The 16,496-nt window shown below is 74.0% G+C and carries 13 protein-coding genes; 10 read left to right on the forward strand and 3 right to left on the reverse strand.

Annotated features, from left to right (window positions below; translation table 11 throughout):
- Nucleotides 1–190 precede the first annotated feature (190 nt).
- Entirely contained in the window at nucleotides 191–1,927 is a 1,737-nt protein-coding gene (locus tag ACWFQ8_RS32485) for a BACON domain-containing protein (protein WP_453789875.1), read from the forward strand.
- Nucleotides 1,928–1,949: 22 nt separating this feature from the next.
- On the opposite strand, the gene ACWFQ8_RS32490 is transcribed toward ACWFQ8_RS32485, so the two are convergent.
- Complete coding sequence (locus ACWFQ8_RS32490; protein ID WP_453789887.1) at nucleotides 1,950–2,705, reverse strand: hypothetical protein; 756 nt, start codon at nucleotides 2,703–2,705, stop codon at nucleotides 1,950–1,952.
- A 342-nt stretch (nucleotides 2,706–3,047) separates the two neighbouring features.
- Here ACWFQ8_RS32490 and ACWFQ8_RS32495 point away from each other — a divergent pair, with 342 nt between their 5' ends.
- The 4 genes from ACWFQ8_RS32495 (at nucleotide 3,048) to ilvD (ending at nucleotide 7,657) form a co-directional block, all read left to right on the forward strand.
- On the forward strand, nucleotides 3,048–3,989 hold the full coding sequence (locus ACWFQ8_RS32495) for a Ppx/GppA phosphatase family protein (protein WP_453789876.1): 942 nt from the start codon (nucleotides 3,048–3,050) through the stop codon (nucleotides 3,987–3,989).
- 215 nt (nucleotides 3,990–4,204) lie between these two features.
- The gene (locus ACWFQ8_RS32500) at nucleotides 4,205–5,059 is read left to right on the forward strand and encodes a sugar phosphate isomerase/epimerase family protein (protein WP_453789877.1); all 855 of its coding nucleotides are present in this window, start codon (nucleotides 4,205–4,207) and stop codon (nucleotides 5,057–5,059) included.
- Complete coding sequence (locus tag ACWFQ8_RS32505; protein ID WP_453789878.1) at nucleotides 5,056–5,679, forward strand: TetR/AcrR family transcriptional regulator; 624 nt, start codon at nucleotides 5,056–5,058, stop codon at nucleotides 5,677–5,679. Before ACWFQ8_RS32500 ends, ACWFQ8_RS32505 begins: the two co-directional genes overlap by 4 nt.
- 127 nt (nucleotides 5,680–5,806) lie before the next feature.
- Entirely contained in the window at nucleotides 5,807–7,657 is a 1,851-nt protein-coding gene (gene ilvD, locus ACWFQ8_RS32510; RefSeq protein ID WP_453789879.1) for a dihydroxy-acid dehydratase, read from the forward strand.
- Nucleotides 7,658–7,792: 135 nt separating this feature from the next.
- Here ilvD and ACWFQ8_RS32515 read toward each other — a convergent pair whose 3' ends face one another.
- Nucleotides 7,793–10,024 (reverse strand): protein kinase domain-containing protein, encoded by a 2,232-nt coding sequence (locus ACWFQ8_RS32515; RefSeq protein ID WP_453789880.1) that lies wholly within the window; start codon nucleotides 10,022–10,024, stop codon nucleotides 7,793–7,795.
- Between the two features lie 106 nt (nucleotides 10,025–10,130).
- On the opposite strand from ACWFQ8_RS32515, the gene ACWFQ8_RS32520 reads away from it, so the two are divergent.
- The 5 genes from ACWFQ8_RS32520 (at nucleotide 10,131) to proC (ending at nucleotide 14,786) form a co-directional block, all read left to right on the forward strand.
- Complete coding sequence (locus ACWFQ8_RS32520; protein ID WP_453789881.1) at nucleotides 10,131–10,433, forward strand: SH3 domain-containing protein; 303 nt, start codon at nucleotides 10,131–10,133, stop codon at nucleotides 10,431–10,433.
- A gap of 139 nt (nucleotides 10,434–10,572) precedes the next feature.
- Nucleotides 10,573–11,109: a hypothetical protein gene (locus ACWFQ8_RS32525; protein WP_453789882.1), complete on the forward strand. Its 537-nt coding sequence runs from the start codon at nucleotides 10,573–10,575 to the stop codon at nucleotides 11,107–11,109.
- A gap of 1,086 nt (nucleotides 11,110–12,195) precedes the next feature.
- Nucleotides 12,196–13,020: an ABC transporter ATP-binding protein gene (locus ACWFQ8_RS32530; RefSeq protein WP_453789883.1), complete on the forward strand. Its 825-nt coding sequence runs from the start codon at nucleotides 12,196–12,198 to the stop codon at nucleotides 13,018–13,020.
- The gene (locus ACWFQ8_RS32535) at nucleotides 13,017–13,877 is read left to right on the forward strand and encodes an ABC transporter permease (RefSeq protein WP_453789884.1); all 861 of its coding nucleotides are present in this window, start codon (nucleotides 13,017–13,019) and stop codon (nucleotides 13,875–13,877) included. Before ACWFQ8_RS32530 ends, ACWFQ8_RS32535 begins: the two co-directional genes overlap by 4 nt.
- 99 nt (nucleotides 13,878–13,976) lie before the next feature.
- Nucleotides 13,977–14,786 carry a pyrroline-5-carboxylate reductase gene (gene proC / locus ACWFQ8_RS32540; protein ID WP_453789885.1) on the forward strand — a complete coding sequence of 270 codons (810 nt, stop codon included), beginning with the start codon at nucleotides 13,977–13,979 and terminating at the stop codon, nucleotides 14,784–14,786.
- Nucleotides 14,787–14,866: 80 nt separating this feature from the next.
- Here proC and trpS read toward each other — a convergent pair whose 3' ends face one another.
- On the reverse strand, nucleotides 14,867–15,865 hold the full coding sequence (gene trpS, locus ACWFQ8_RS32545) for a tryptophan--tRNA ligase (protein ID WP_453789886.1): 999 nt from the start codon (nucleotides 15,863–15,865) through the stop codon (nucleotides 14,867–14,869).
- Nucleotides 15,866–16,496 lie beyond the last annotated feature (631 nt).

Below are 16,496 nucleotides of genomic sequence, written 5' to 3' on the forward strand. Positions count from 1 at the left end.
GGGCAACGACGGGCGGCGCCGGCGGCGGGGCCGGGCCCCCGCCCGGCCCGGCCCGCGCCCCGCCCGGTGCCCGCCGCAGGCGACCCGGCGTCAGGGTGCGCGTCAGCGGGCCGCCGATCTGTTCACCCGTAAGGGCTAAAACTGCGGAAGGCTTCCGAGGCATCACCGGCGCGCCGCCTACGGTCGCCAGGTGAACAGCAGCAACCAGGCACACCCCTCACCGCGCACCGGCGCACACCGGGCGCACGGGCGCACGCCCCTCGAAGGGGAGCAGCCGCCCCCCTTCCGCCACGAGCCCTACCTCGACGGCCTGTTCACCTACTGCCTGTCGGTCCTCTGCGACCACGACACCGCCACCGACGTGCTCGGTGACGTCCTTGCCGTGGCGGAGCGGCACCCCGGCCGCTGCCCCGACGAAGGGGACCGGCGGGCCTGGCTGTACGCCCTCGCCCGCTGGGGCTGCCTCCGCCGGCTCGCCGAAAGACGGCGCACGCGCCAGGGAGCGCATTCCGCCCGGCGCGCGCCGGTGCACACGGACGAGGACCGTGCGCCCGACCCGGACGCCCGACGCACCCTTGACGTGAGCGCGTACCGCCGTACCGAGCTGGCCCGCCTCGCCTGGCCGGAGGCCGCCGGCACCACGCCCGAGCAGCGCGAGGCCCTGGAACTCGCCGTCCGCCACCGCCTCGGCGTCCCCGAACTCGCCGCCGTGCTCGGCACGCGCCCCGCGGCCGCCCGGGAGCTGCTGTCCGGCGCCGCCTGCGAGGTCGAACGCACCCGCGCCGCCCTCGCCGTCGTGGAGACCGGCGGCTGCCCCACCGTGTCCCGCCTGACCGGGGACGGCCAGGTCCTGCTGTCCACCACCCTGCGCGCCGAGCTCGTACGCCACGTCGACGACTGCCCCCGCTGCCGCCGCGTCGCCGAACGGGTCGGCGCCGCCGCCCCCTGGCCCGGCTCCGGGGACATCGACACGGCCGCCCTCCCACTGGTACCCGCCCCCCGTACCGCCGTCCACGCCGCGATGCTCCGCGCCGGGCGCGGCCGCGGACGGGGTTCCGGCCCGCGCTTCGACCGCACCGGCTTCCCGATGGACCCCAAGGACCGCGCGGCCCGCCGTGACCGGCTGCGCGCCCGGGCGGTGACCACCACCGTCGTCGCCACCGTCGTCGCGGCACCGGTGCTGGCGCTGTGGGCGGCGTACCGGGGCGGACCAGGCACCGGCGAACCGGTCGGCGGCGACACCACCACCCGGATCTCCGCCAACGAGTCCGAGATCGAGCCGCCGCGCGTAGACGGCCGCCCGCTGACCGCGTACGAGAACGCCGGCAACGCCGCCGTCACCACCAACGGCCCCGGCTTCGCCCCGGGCAGCGCGGACTCCGACATCTCCGTCGAAGTGATCAGCGCCGGCCCGCCGGTCACCCCCGGCCCGGCCCGTCCCGGCGCGCCCGGCCGCCTCACCGTGGCCGCGTCCTCGCACGGCACCACCACCGTGCTCACCCTCACCGCCTCCGGCGGTGCACCCGTGGACTGGCGGCTCTGGTCCGACGCGCCGTGGCTGCGGGCCGGCCGGACGGCGGGAACGCTGGCGCCCGGAGAATCGATCACTCTGATGATCTCCGTGGACACCCATTCGCAGCCCGTCGGCGCCTGGTCGGCCCGGGTCGGCGTGGACCCCGGCGGCGCGGTGGTCTCCATCCGCGGTCGCGGCCGCCCCGCGCCCGCGACGCCCGACGACCCCCCGCGCCCGCCTCCGGCGCCGACCCCGGACCCGGCCCCGACCCCCACGCCCACCCCGACCCCGCCGGAGCCGAGCACCCCGGCCCCGACCCCCACCCCCACCCCGACCGACCCGCCGGGCGCGACGGCGGCCCCGCCCGCCGAGGGCGACGAACCGACTCCACAGCTGCCCGGGCCTGCGTCGTAGGGGACGGCGGGGGCGCCGTGGCCTAGGCGGGGTCGGCCGGGTGCGGAGCCATCGGCAGCAGGGAGGCCAGGCGCGCCTCGCAGAGTTCCACCAGGGCCTCGTAACCCTCCTTGCCCATCAGCTCCGTCAGCTCGGGGCGGTACGACACGTACACCGGCTCCCCGGCGCCGTGCGCGGAGGTCGCCGACGTGCACCACCAGTGCAGGTCGTGGCCTCCCGGCCCCCACCCGCGCCGGTCGTACTCCCCGATCGACACCTGGAGCACGCGGGTGTCGTCGGGCCGGTCGATCCAGTCGTACGTGCGGCGGATCGGCAGCTGCCAGCAGACGTCGGGCTTCGTCTCCAGCGGCTCGCGGCCCTCCCGTACGGCCAGGATGTGCAGCGAGCAGCCCGCCCCGGCGGGGAAGCCCGGCCGGTTGAGGAAGATGCACGCCCCGTCCCAGCGGCGGGTCTGCTTCTCCCCGTCCTCGTCGGCCTGCGTCCACCCGGACTCGCTGCCGACGTCATGGAACTGCCACACCTCGGGCGTCAACCGCGCCACGTGCCGCGCGACGCGCTTCTCGTCGTCCTCGTCGGAGAAGTGCGCACCGAGCGTGCAGCAGCCGTCGTCCGCCCGGCCCGGCTGGATGCCCTGGCAGCCACTGCCGAAGATGCAGGTCCAGCGGGAGGTCAGCCAGGTCAGGTCGCAGCGGAAGACCTGCTCGTCGTCGGCGGGGTCGGGGAACTCCACCCAGGCGCGGGGGAAGTCGAGACCCTTCTCGTCGGGGACGACGGCGATCTCGGGCTTGCGCTTCGTCTTCGTCTTCGTCTTTGCCCGGGGCTTCACTGCGTCGCTGTCCCCGGCCCCGGCGCCGGCTTTGCCCTTGCCTTTGCCCTTGCCCTTGGTTTTGACGACGGCTCCGGCCGCGGTCTCGGCCGCGCCCGTGACCGCGGCTCCTCCCGCGGCCGCGATCCCGACCGCGGCTCCGGCCCCCGCAGCGGCTCCGGCTCCGCCTTCGGCCCCGGTCTCGGCTTCGGTGGTGCTGCCCTTGCCCGCGTCCTTCTTCGTATTCGGCACAATCCCAAGCCTAAGCGCCCCTTACACAACCCCCTCGCGTTCGTCGCAGTAGCGTTCCCCCCTATGAGACTCGGTGTCCTTGATGTGGGTTCGAACACGATCCATCTGCTGGTGGTGGACGCGCACCCCGGTGCGCGCCCCCAGCCCGCGTACTCGCACAAGGTGGAGATGCGGCTGGCGGAGCTCCTCGACGAGCGCGGGGCCGTCACGCCCGAGGGGGTCGAGCGCCTCGTCTCGGTGATCGGTGGGGCCGTGCAGGCCGCCGAGGACAAGGGGTGCGAGGACGTCCTGCCGTTCGCGACCAGCGCGGTGCGCGAGGCCACGAACGCGGACGAGGTACTGGCCCGGGTGAAGCGGGAGACGGGCGTCGACCTCCCCGTCCTGAGCGGTGAGGACGAGGCCCGGCTGACCTTCCTGGCCGCCCGCCGCTGGTTCGGCTGGTCGGCCGGGAAACTGCTGGTCCTCGACATCGGCGGCGGCTCGCTGGAGATCGCGTACGGCATCGACGAGGACCCGGACGCGGCCGTTTCCCTGCCGCTGGGCGCGGGCCGCCTGACGGCGAACTGGCTCCCCGGCGACCCGCCGGACGCCTCCGACATCCGCGCGCTGCGCCGCCATGTGCGGGCGCAGATCGCGCGCACGGTACGGGAGTTCAACCGCTTCGGGGCGCCGGACCACGTGGTGGCGACGTCGAAGACGTTCAAGCAGCTGGCCCGCATCGCGGGCGCGGCGCGCTCGGCGGACGGCCTCTACGTGCAGCGGGACCTCACCCGCAAGTCCCTGGAGGAATGGGTCCCGCGCCTGGCGGCGATGACCACGGCCCAGCGCAGCGCCCTGCCGGGCGTCTCGGAGGGGCGCGCCAACCAGCTGCTGGCGGGCGCGCTGGTGGCGGAGGGCGCGATGGACCTCTTCGGGGTCGACCAACTGGAGATCTGTCCGTGGGCCCTCAGGGAGGGCGTGATCCTGCGCCGCCTGGACCACATGCCGCCGGAGGTGGGGGAGTAGCACGGGACCGGCGGGCGCGGCAGGGGCCCGGACCGGACCGGTGCCGACCAGGAGCCCTCCCGCGAGGCATGCGCGCGTCAGCTCGCCACGCGCTCCTCATCTCGCGGCGTCCGACTCCCGTCCCCGGTGGGGAGCAGGCGGCGCACGATCGCTACGGGCCCGGGGCGTGAGGGTCTTCACATACGGGCGGTGCGGGGGGACCGTACCCTGTGTCCGTGGCAGAACCAGTCCGCGTACCGACCGCGAAGGTCGCGCTCTCCACGGCCTCCGTGTATCCGGAGTCCACGGCGACCGCCTTCGAGATCGCCGCGCGCCTCGGTTACGACGGCGTCGAGGTCATGGTCTGGACGGACCCGGTCAGCCAGGACGTGGACGCCCTGCGGCGGCTCTCGGACCGGCACCGGGTGCCGATCCTGGCCGTGCACGCGCCCTGTCTCCTCATCACCCAGCGGGTCTGGTCCACCGACCCGTGGACCAAGCTCCAGCGCGCCCGGGCCGCCGCCGAGCGGCTGGGGGCGTCCACCGTCGTCGTGCACCCGCCGTTCCGGTGGCAGCGGCAGTACTCGCGGGACTTCGTCAGCGGGATCTGGCGGATGGCCGACGAGACCGACGTCCGCTTCGCCGTCGAGAACATGTACCCGTGGCGCTACCGCGACCGCGAGATGCTCGCGTACGCGCCCGAGTGGGACGTGACCAAGGACGACTACCGGCACTTCACCGTCGACCTGTCGCACACGGCGACCGCCCGCACGGACGCCACCGCGATGATCGACCGGATGGGCGACCGGCTCGCGCACATCCACCTCGCCGACGGGAACGGGTCCGCCAAGGACGAGCACCTGGTTCCGGGACGCGGTACGCAGCCCTGCGCCGAGCTGCTGGAGCGGCTCGCCCGGACCTCCTTCGACGGGCACGTGGTGATCGAGGTCAACACGCGGCGCGCCATGTCCTCCGCCGAGCGCGAGGCCGACCTCGCCGAGGCGCTGGCCTTCACCCGCCTGCACCTCGCCGCCGCACCTGCCTCTCCTGCCGCGCCCGCCTCCCCGCGGCCCCCGGCCCGCCGCCCGTGACCGCCGAGCCGGCGAAGCCCCGCCGCCGCGGGCCCGGGCGGCCCCGTCAGGACGAGGCCGAGGAGGGGCCCGGTACCCAGGAGCGGATCCGCCTCGCCGCCCGCTCGGAGTTCGCCGCGCGCGGCTACGACAAGACCTCCGTACGCGGCATCGCCAAGGCCGCGGGCGTGGACCCGGCCCTGGTCCACCACTACTTCGGCAGCAAGGACGACCTCTTCGCCGCCGCCATCGAGGTCAGCATGGAGCCGGCCCTCGTGGTCCCGGCGATCATCGGCGCGGGCCCGGACGGCATCGGCGAGCGTCTCGCCCGCTACTTCCTCGGCATCTGGGAGAACCCGGTCAGCCGGGCCCCGCTGCTCGCCGTCCTGCGCTCCGCCCTCACCCACGAGGCGGCGGCCAAGGTCCTGCGCGGGCTGATCCTGCGCCGCGTCCTGGAGCGGGTCGCCGCCGACCTGGACGTTCCGGACCCGACGTTCCGGGCCGAACTGGCCGCCTCGCACATGATCGGCATCGCGCTGCTGCGCTACGTCGTCCAGGTCGAGCCCCTCGCCTCGGCGGACCCGGAGGACATCGTCGCCCTGGTGGCTCCGACGCTCCAGCGGTACCTGACCGAGGAATGAGCCGCGCGTCCCGGCATCCGGACAGCCCGTCCGTGTCCCCGGCGAGGGGCGTAGCCTCGTAACTGATTCATATCTACAGTCGCGGCCGCGCCCGCAAGGCCGACCGCACTCATGGGAAGTGAACCCGATGCCCGAGCTGAGGTCCCGCACCGTCACCCACGGCCGCAACATGGCGGGCGCACGCGCCCTTATGCGTGCGTCGGGCGTAGCGAGCGAGGACATCGGCAAGCCGATCATCGCGGTCGCCAACTCCTTCACCGAGTTCGTCCCCGGCCACACCCACCTCGCGCCGGTCGGCCGGATCGTCTCGGACGCCATCCGGGCCGCGGGCGCCATCCCGCGCGAGTTCAACACGATCGCCGTCGACGACGGCATCGCCATGGGGCACGGCGGGATGCTGTACTCGCTGCCCTCGCGCGACCTCATCGCGGACTCCGTGGAGTACATGGTCGAGGCGCACTGCGCCGACGCACTGATCTGCATCTCCAACTGCGACAAGATCACCCCGGGCATGCTGATGGCCGCGATGCGGCTCAACATCCCGGTCGTGTTCGTCTCCGGCGGTCCGATGGAGGCCGGGCAGGCCATCCTCGTCGACGGCACCGTCCGCAAGCTCGACCTGATCGACGCCATGGTCGAGGCCTCCAACGAGAACGTCTCCGACGAGGACGTGCTGCGGATCGAGGAGAACGCCTGTCCGACCTGCGGGTCGTGTTCGGGCATGTTCACCGCCAACTCCATGAACTGCCTCGCCGAGGCCATCGGCCTGGCCCTGCCGGGCAACGGCTCGGTCCTCGCCACGCACACCGCCCGCCGCGCCCTGTACGAGGACGCCGGCCGGACGGTCGTGGAGATCACCAAGCGCTACTACGAGGACGGCGACGAGTCGGTCCTGCCGCGCGCCATCGCCACCCGCGAGGCCTTCGAGAACGCCATGGCCCTCGACATCGCCATGGGCGGCTCCACCAACACGATCCTGCACCTGCTGGCCGCGGCGCAGGAAGCCGGTCTGGACTACGACCTCACCGACATCGACGAGGTCTCGCGCCGCGTCCCGTGCCTGGCCAAGGTCGCGCCGAACGTGGCGCCCGGCGGCACGTACTACATGGAGGACATCCACCGCGCCGGCGGCATCCCCGCCATCCTCGGCGAGCTCCACCGCGGCGGGCTCCTCAACAAGAACGTCACCACCGTCCACTCGGACGGCCTGGAGGACTGGCTCGGCGCGTGGGACGCCCGCTCCGGCACGGCGTCCGACACGGCCATGGAGCTGTGGCACGCGGCTCCCGGCTGCGTGCGGTCCGCGACCGCGTTCTCCCAGTCCGAGCGCTGGGACACCCTCGACCTCGACGCCGAGGGCGGCTGCATCCGCTCCGTGCAGCACGCGTACTCCAAGGACGGCGGCCTCGCCGTCCTGCGCGGCAACATCGCGGTCGACGGCTGCGTCGTGAAGACGGCCGGCGTCGACGAGTCGATCTGGACCTTCGAGGGCCCGGCGGTCGTCTGCGAGTCGCAGGACGAGGCCGTCGACAAGATCCTGCGCAAGGAGATCAAGGCCGGCGACGTCGTCGTCATCCGCTACGAGGGCCCGCGCGGCGGCCCCGGTATGCAGGAGATGCTCTACCCGACCTCCTTCCTCAAGGGCCGCGGCCTCGGCAAGGTCTGCGCCCTGGTGACGGACGGCCGCTTCTCCGGCGGCACCTCGGGCCTGTCCATCGGCCACGCCTCCCCGGAGGCCGCCTCGGGCGGCACCATCGCCCTGGTCGAGGACGGTGACCGGATCCGGATCGACATCCCCAACCGCTCGATCGAGCTCCTCGTCGACGACGCCACCCTGGCCGAGCGCCGCGAGGCCCTCGGCGGCGTGTACGCGCCGAAGAACCGCGAGCGCAAGGTCTCGGCCGCGCTGCGCGCCTACGCCGCCATGGCCACCAGCGCCGACAAGGGCGCGGTCCGCGACGTGAGCCTGCTTCCCTGACCCCTCCCTCCGTTACGGGAACGGCCCCCCCCGGACCTGCTGTTCGGACGGGGCCGTCGCGGTACCGGCGCCCGCTCGGGGCATCTGCGCGCGGCGTCCGGGCGGGGCGTCCGGGGCGCCCGCGCGGTGCCGGTGTCAGCCGCCGGTGGGGCCCGCGCCGGTGGGGCCCGCGCCGGTGGGGTCCGCCGCCGCCACCGCGAACACCGAGCCGTCGGGCGCGGACGCGTACACCCGCCCGTCGGCCGCCACCGGCGCGGGCAGGGTCGCGCTGAAGGAGCCCTGGCCCGTTCCCATCCGGGGCTTCGTCTGCCCCGCGAACCGGCCGGCCGCCGCGTCCACGCTCAGCAACCGCCCGTCCTGCGCCGTCAGGTACACGCGCCCGTCGGCGGCCACCGGCCGGGAGGCGGCGCCCGCGCCGGTCTCCAGCCGCCACCGCTCCTTCTCCGGTCCGACCGCCACCAGCCCGCCCCTGCTCTCCACCGCGTAGACCGTTCCGTCCGCGCCCACGGTCGCCTCCGCCTCGAACAGCGGCTCCGACAGCCGTACGCGGTGCACCGCCAGGGTCGCCGCGTCCACCCGTACGACGGCGCTCGTCCTGACCCCCGAGTCGTTGTCCAGCAGGTACACCGAGCCGCCCGCCACCCCGACCGGGCGCAGCCTTCCCGGGGCCCGGGTCTGGCGGACCACGGCTCCGGTCACCGGATCCACCTCCGCCAGCAGGGTCGATCCGCCGGCCGCGTCGGGCGTCGCCGCGTAGAGCACGGGGGTCCCCGAGCCGCCCGGCCCGCTCCACCACAGGGATCCCGCCCCGCCGATCCGCTTCGTCCAGCGCTGGGCACCGCTCGCCGCGTCGAGGGCGGTGACCGCCCCGTCGGCCGCCACCGTGAGGACGTACGGGCCCGCGGTCACGACCCGCGCACCGCCCGGGAGTCTGCGCTGCCAGCGCTCCGCACCGGTGCCGGGGTCCAGCGCCTGGAGCAGTTCGCTGCCGGGTGCCACCGCCAGGACCACCCCCGCCGCGTGCAGCGGCGTACTGTCCGTCACCGCCGCCGGGGCCGGCGCGGCGGAGCGCACCGCCCACGTCACCGATCCGTCCGCGGGGTCGAGCCGGGCCGCGGCCAGCCCGCGCCCCGAGCAGTACACGCCGCCGGCCGCCGCCGAGCAGGACGCGGTGTGGCCGCCCAGCGGCACCGCCCAGGGGGTGAACGGCTTCCCCGCCGGCGCTGCCCCCGTCCCGGAGCCGGCGCCCGGTGTCCCGGCCGCCGCGGCCGCGGGCCGCCCCGAGGCCTCCGCGCCGGGACCGGACCACGCGTAGCCCCCGACCGCCCCGGCCGCGAGCAGCACTCCGAGCCCCACCGCCCACAGCGCGGGCCGGCGCCGTCCGTGACCGCCGGTTGTGCCGGCGGCGCCCGCCGCGTCTCCCACGCCCGCAGCGTCTTCCCCGCCCGTCGGGAGCCGTTCCCGCCGGTGCGTGGCCTCCCCGTCCGCCGAGGGCCGGCCCGCCGGGGGCCGTCGCGGCTGCGGTATGAAGGCCTGGGTGTCCTCGGCGGTGGGGTAGGCGACGGCGCGCATCTCCGCGATCAGGGCGTCGGCCGTCGGCCGTTCCGCGGGATCCTTCGCCAGGCACCGGGCCACGATCGGGGCGAGCCGCCGCGGCAGCCCCGTCAGATCGGGCTCACTGTGCACCACTTGGTACGCCACCAGGTAGTGGCTGTCGGAGTCGAAGGGCCCCCGCCCGGTCGCGGCGTGCACCAGGACCGCCCCCAGCGCGAACACGTCGGCGGCCGTACCCACGTCCCGGGGCCGCTGGAACTGCTCCGGCGCCATGAACGGCGGCGTCCCGATCAGCTTGCCGGTCTCGGTCCTCAGGTCGCTGTCGGCCGGGCGCGAGATGCCGAAGTCGATGACACGGACCCCGTCCGGAGCCATCAGGACGTTGCTCGGTTTCAGGTCCCGGTGCACGACGCCCGCCCGGTGGATGTCCCGCAGGGCCTCGGCCAGACCCGCGGCCAGCCGGGTCAGCTCCACGGAGTCCAGCACCCGTTCCCGTACCCGCTCGGCCAGCGTCGGCGCGTCGATGAAGAGCGTGGCCATCCAGGGCCGTCCGGCATCGGGATCGGCGTCCACGACGGGCGCGGTGAACGCCCCGCTCACCCGGCGGGCGGCCGCGACCTCCTGCCGGAACCGGGCCCGGAACTCGGGATCCGCCGCGTGCTCGGCGTGTACGACCTTGACGGCGAGTTTCAGACCGGAGCTGGAGGCGGCCAGGTGGACGACCCCCATACCCCCGGAGCCGAGCACGGATTCGAGCCGGTACTGCCCGGCGTATTCCGGAAACCCCGCGTAGTCCGCGCGCAGCGAATGCACCGCTCACCACCCCCGCCGGAGCCTAGTCCATGGCCCGTGCGGACATCCAAGGTCCTGCTACCCTGCGCGCGTTGCGCCGAGCAACGCCCAAGGGGGGAGTTTCCACATGTCCGTTGAGAACGATTCCAGCCAAGTCCCGACCGCCGCCGCCACCGCGAGCCTTCCGACGTTCCCGCTCGCACCCGGCTACCGGGTCAATGTGCGCAGCGGTCCCGGCACCAACTACTCGATCATCGACGTCCTGCCGGCCGGCGGGTACGTCACGATCCGCTGCCAGTGCCCCGGTACGAACATCAGCGGCCCGTACGGCACCACGAACATCTGGGACAGCATCGGCAACGGCCGTTTCGTCTCGGACGCGTACGTGAAGACGGGCAGCGACGGCTACGTCGCCGCCCGCTGCGCCTGACCCCGACCGCGCGGCCGCAGAGCCGTGGGGCCGCTGTGCCGCCGGACCGTGGGGCGGTTGTGCCGCCGGGCTCGGGCCGGAGCGTTCCGCCACGCGGGACGCGCCCGGTCCGGGCCGCCGGCCGGGGATAATCGCTGGTGTGAGCGACGACCAGCGAGACCAGACCCCCGCCGAAGCGGCCCCGGCCCCGGCCGCGACGGCTCCCCCCGGCCCCGAGCCCGAGCCGATCCGCTTCTTCGGCACCACCTGGGTGAACCACGACGGCACCTACGCCCTGCGCCGCGTCGGCGTCGCCGTCGGCTCGCTCGCCGGTGCCTTCAGCGCCGCGTATCTGCTGCGCTTCGCCTACGAGGGCCTGGAGCTCGGCAATGTCGGCCCGTTCCTGAGCATCTCCGTCGTCGTCCTCTTCGCGATCGCCAGTTCCATCGCCTTCGGCAAGACCTGGGAGTCTTTCAGCCGTCGCCCGGCGCCGTCGTCCGACGAGGCCGCGCTCAAGGGGCTCAAGACCATCGGCTTCATCGGCTCGCTCATCGCGTACTTCATCCGCTCCCTGAGCGAGGCCCCGGGCGAGAAGCTGCGCCGAGCCGAGTACGAGCGCGCCTCGGCCGAATTCCTTCGCCGCCGCAGCACCCGTACGGGCAACCCGGCCACCCGCCGCCCGAAGCGCAAGAAGTAACCCGGCTTCGCCGCCACCACTCCCGGGGCCCTGGCCCCGAACCCCCTACGGCGCTCCCCGCCCGCGCCGCAACCGCCGGCGTGGCCGGGCTGCGGTCGGCCCAGCCTGCCCGTGCCGCCCCGAGACTTCGGCCCCGACCCCTCACGCCGCTCCGCGCCGCCTCAATCGCCAGGGCCGGGCTCCATCCCGTACCTTGCGCCTCGATCGCCGGCGGGGCTGAGGTTGCTCGCCTCAATCGCCGGCGGGGCTGAGGTGGTCCGCCTCAATCGCCGGCGGGGCTGAGGTGGTCCGCCTCAATCGCCGGCGGGGCTCGGGTTCGGGCTCCGCCACAGGCCCGTTACGGCGCTCCGCCCGCGCCTCAATCGCCGGCGGGGCTGAGATGGTTCGCCTCCAACGCCGGCGAGGCTGAGATGGTTCGCCTCAAACGCGGCGGGGCTATGGCCGGGGCTCCGCCCTGGGCCCATTGCGGCGCTTCGCGCCCGTGCCGCAAACGCCGGCGGGGCTGAATTCCCCTGGGCTCGCCCATACGCCCACGCATTGCCGGCGTGGCTGAAAGTCACGCCGGTAAAGCCCGTCATGGCGAATGCCCTCGCCTCCGTCCAACGGCGGGGCTGGAGTTGCCCTTCGGGCAATCCAGGCCGCCAGGCGCACTCCGGGCATATTCAGCCTCGCCGGCGTTTGAGGCGCGGGGTCCGGGGCGGAGCCCCGGTCTTTGAACCGCGCCGGTGCGACCGGCCCCCGGGCCGTCCTCCGAGCGGTGGGGTGTTGGCGGGCCGTGCCGGTGCGACCGGCCCCCGGGCTGTCCTCCGACCGGTGGGGTGTTGGCGGGCCGTGCCGGTGCGACCGGCCCTCCGGCGGTTTCCTCCCCGTCGATGTCCGGGGTGCCGGTTGGGGCGGAGCGAGGCCCGGCCGGGCCGGTGCGATCGGCCGCCGGGGCCGTATTCCTCCCCGTCGGTGTCCGGGTGCCGGTTCGGGCGGAGGCGTGCCCGGGCGACCGGTCCCGCTGGCGCCGGAGCGCCGGGGCGCGGGGCCCGAGCCGGTCCGGACCTGTTGACGCGCGCCACCCCCAGGAGCATTATTCATCACATGATGAATAACCAGCCCGTGCCGCACACGACCCCACCCCCACCCGCCGTCCACGCCCGCGCCCTGACCGTCCGCCGCGGCACCCCCCGCACCCTCCGCACCGTCCTCGACGACATCGCCTTCGACGTCCCCCGCGGCCGCATCACCGGCCTCCTCGGCCCCTCCGGCTGCGGAAAGTCCACCCTGATGCGCGCCGTCGTCGGCACCCAGGCCAACGTCACCGGCACCCTCGACGTCCTCGGCCTCCCGGCCGGACACCCCCGGCTCCGCTCCCGCATCGGTTACGTCACCCAGGCGCCTTCCGTCTACGACGACCTCACCGTCCGCCAGAACCTCGACTACTTCGCCGCCGTCCTCGACCCGGGCCGCGCCGCCGCCGACCGCCGCGCCGCCGCCGTCACCCGCGCCCTCACCGACGTCGACCTCGCCACCCGCGCCGACGCCCTCGCCGGCCGGCTCTCCGGCGGCCAGCGCAGCCGCGTCTCCCTCGCCGTCGCCCTGCTCGGCACCCCCGAGCTGCTGGTCCTCGATGAACCCACCGTCGGTCTCGACCCCGTCCTGCGCCGCGATCTGTGGAACCTCTTCCACGACATCGCCGCCACCCGCGGCACCACCATCCTCGTCTCCTCCCACGTGATGGACGAGGCCGAGCGGTGCCACGACCTGCTGCTCATGCGCGAGGGCCGGATCCTCGCCGACGGCACCCCCGAGGCACTACGTACCCGCACCCGCTCCACCACCGTCGAAGAAGGCTTCCTCCGCCTCGTCGACGACGCGAACGCGAACGCCGCCGCCACCGCCACCACCCGGGAGCAGAGCCGATGAACGCCGTCCCCGCACCCGCCGGCCCGTCCCCGGCCGGCCCGACCGTCCCCGCACCCGCCGGCCCGTCCCCGACCGGCCCCCCGCCCGCCGGTGACCGCCCCGCCGGATCGCGCCTCGCGCCCGCCCTCTCCCGTACGGCCGCCACCGCGGGCCGCGTCCTGCGCCAGCTGCGCCACGACCCGCGCTCCATCGCGCTGATGCTCCTGGTCCCCGTACTGATGCTGACGCTGCTCCGCTTCGTCTTCGACGGCAGCCCCCGGACCTTCGACAGCGTCGGCGCCGGCCTCCTCGGCATCTTCCCGCTGATCACGATGTTCCTGGTGACCTCCATCGCGACCCTGCGCGAGCGCACCTCCGGCACCCTGGAACGCCTCCTCGCCATGCCGCTGGGCAAGGGCGAATTCATCGCCGGCTACGCCCTCGCCTTCGGCGCCGTGGCCGTCGTCCAGTCCCTCCTCGCCACCGGCCTCGCCCTCTGGGTCCTCGGCCTCGACGTGGTCGGCTCGCCGTGGCTGCTCCTGCTCGTCGCCCTGCTCGACGCGCTCCTCGGCACCGCCCTCGGCCTCTTCGTCTCCGCCTTCGCGGCCTCCGAGTTCCAGGCCGTCCAGTTCATGCCGGCGGTGATCTTCCCCCAACTGCTGCTCTGCGGCCTCTTCGCGGCCCGCGACACCATGCACCCGGTCCTCGAAGGCCTCTCCGACGTGCTGCCCATGTCCTACGCCGTCGACGGCATGACCGAGGTCCTCATCCACACCGACATGACGACCGACTTCGTCCGCGACGCGGTCGTCGTCGCCGGCTGCGCCCTGCTCGTCCTCGCCCTCGGCGCGGCCACCCTCCGCCGCCGTACGCCCTGATGCCCACGGGCCGGACACCGCCCTCGCCCGCGGGCCCGCGAGTGCAAGGATGAGGACGTATCAGCAGTACGCGTGCAAGAACGGCGAGGTGAATCGGGCATGACCCAGACAGTCGCAGTCCTCGGTACCGGCAAGATCGGCGAGGCCCTGCTCAGCGGAATGATCCGCGGCGGCTGGCCCGCCTCCAAGCTCCTCGTCACCGCCCGCCGCGCCGAACGGGCCGAGGAGCTCCGTACCCGCTACGGCGTCGAGGCGGTCAGCAACGCCGAGGCCGCCAAGCGCGCGGACACCCTCATCCTCACGGTCAAGCCGCAGGACATGGGCAAGCTCCTCGACGAGCTCGCCCCGCACGTCCCCACCGACCGCCTGGTCATCAGCGGCGCCGCCGGCGTCCCCACCTCGTTCTTCGAGGAGCGCTTCGCGCCCGGCACCCCCGTCGTCCGCGTCATGACGAACACCCCGGCCCTCGTCGACGAGGCCATGTCCGTCATCTCCGCCGGCAGCCACGCCACCGCGGCCCACCTCCTCCACACCGAGGAGATCTTCGGCAGCGTCGGCAAGACCCTGCGCGTCCCCGAGTCCCAGCAGGACGCGGCCACCGCCCTGTCCGGCTCCGGCCCCGCCTACTTCTACTTCCTCGTCGAGGCCATGACCGACGCCGGCATCCTCCTCGGCCTGCCGCGCGCGCAGGCGCACGACCTGATCGTCCAGGCCGCCATCGGCGCCGCCGTGATGCTCCGCGACAGCGGCGAGCACCCGGTCAAACTCCGCGAGGCCGTCACTTCTCCGGCCGGTACGACGATCAACGCGATCGTGGAACTGGAGAAGCACGGCGTCCGCGCGGCCCTGATCGCCGCCCTCGAAGCGGCCCGCGACCGCAGCCGCGAGCTCGCTTCCGGCAACAGCTGACGCCCCGGTACCGGTACCCGTAGGGGCGAGTACCCCTACGGGTACGGGCCGCCGCGCGAAAGGGCCCGTACCCGTACCAGCTAAGGAGCGAGCAGGCCGATGGCCGCGGAGGCCCGGTCCACGACCGGCCGGGCGAGCTCCCGGGCCCGGCCGGCCCCCTCCCGCAGCACCTTGTCCACCTGCGCCGGATCCGCCGCCAGCTCGGCGTGCCGCGCCCGCACCGGCCGCAGCAGTTCCACCACCGCGTCGGCGACGTCCCGCTTCAACGCCCCGTATCCCTGGTAGTCGGCGGCCAGCGCCACCGGATCGCCGCCCGTGCACGCGGCCAGGACGTCCAGCAGGTTCGCGACCCCGGGCCGGGCCTCGCGGTCATGGACCACGCCGCCGACCCCGTCGTCGGTCACGGCCCGCATCACCTTCTTGCGGACCACCTCGGGTTCGTCGAGGAGGTAGACGATGCCCGCCGCGCTGTCGTGCGACTTCCCCATCTTGGACGTCGGGTCCTGCAGGTCCATGACCCGCGCCGCCACCGCCGGGTGCGTCGCCCTCGGCACGGTGAAGGTGGGCCCGTACCGCCGGTTGAACCGCACCGCGAGGTCCCGGGTCAGCTCCACGTGCTGCCGCTGGTCCTCGCCCACCGGCACCTCGTCGGTCCGGTAGGCCAGGATGTCCGCCGCCATCAGCACGGGATAGGTGAGCAACGACAGCCGTACCCCGTCCCCGGCGGCCTGTGCCCTCGCCGCCTTCTCGCGGTACTGGATCATCCGCCGTAGCTCCCCGTCGGTGGCGGTGCATTCCAGCAGGTACGCCAGCCGGGTGTGCTCGTCGACATGGCTCTGCACGAAGAGCGTGCACCGCTGCGGATCGAGGCCGGAGGCGAGCAGCAGCGTCGCCGCCTGCCTGCTGAGCCGTCGTACGCGCGCCGGATCGTGCTCGACGGTCAGCGCGTGCAGGTCGACCACGCAGAACAGGGCCTCGTCCGGCTCCTGGTCGGCGGCGACCCACTGCCGTACGGCCCCGAGGTAGTTGCCCAGCGTCAGGTGCCCGGTCGGCTTGACCCCGCTGAAGATCCTCGTCATGTGCTCGTCTCCCTGGTGTGAGTGGTGTCAGGACCGCCGCGTGGGGCGACCGAGCCACTCCCGGGAGGGAGCAAACAGAACGGCCGCCGAAGCGGCGGCCGTGGAGCGCGTGCGTGCTCGCAGAAGTCAGGCCGCCGTCAGGCGGCCCACCAGCGCAGGTTGAGCGTGGGCACGTGCGTAGTCATGGACCCAGCGTAGACCGTGGGGGACGAGGACGGAGCGGGGTCCACTCCGCCTTCGAACCGAGCCGGCCGAGGGTTGACACGCATGTGCCAGATCCGTAAGGTTCTTCGAGTTGTCCGAAGTGAGCGCCGACCCCGGTCGGTCCCCGGACAGCGATTCCGCACCACACATTCGAACGAACGACGCATTGTGTCGTGCCGTTTTCACGCGTGTTTGCGAATGAGGAATCCGCGTTCCAGGACGCAGCTGCCGATTAGGTTCGGCGGCGAGGAATCCGCTACTGTCTCACTCGCCGAAAGGGCCCAACAGCCCGGAAGGCAAACCCCACTGACTGGGGGTCAGGCCCGAAAGGATCTGATAGAGTCGGACTCGCCGGAAAGGGAAACGCGAAAGCGGAAACCTGGAAAGCGAAACCCGTTTCGACCGGGAATCGGACACGAAAGAGTCT

The organism is Streptomyces sp. NPDC055254, from assembly GCF_053606025.1.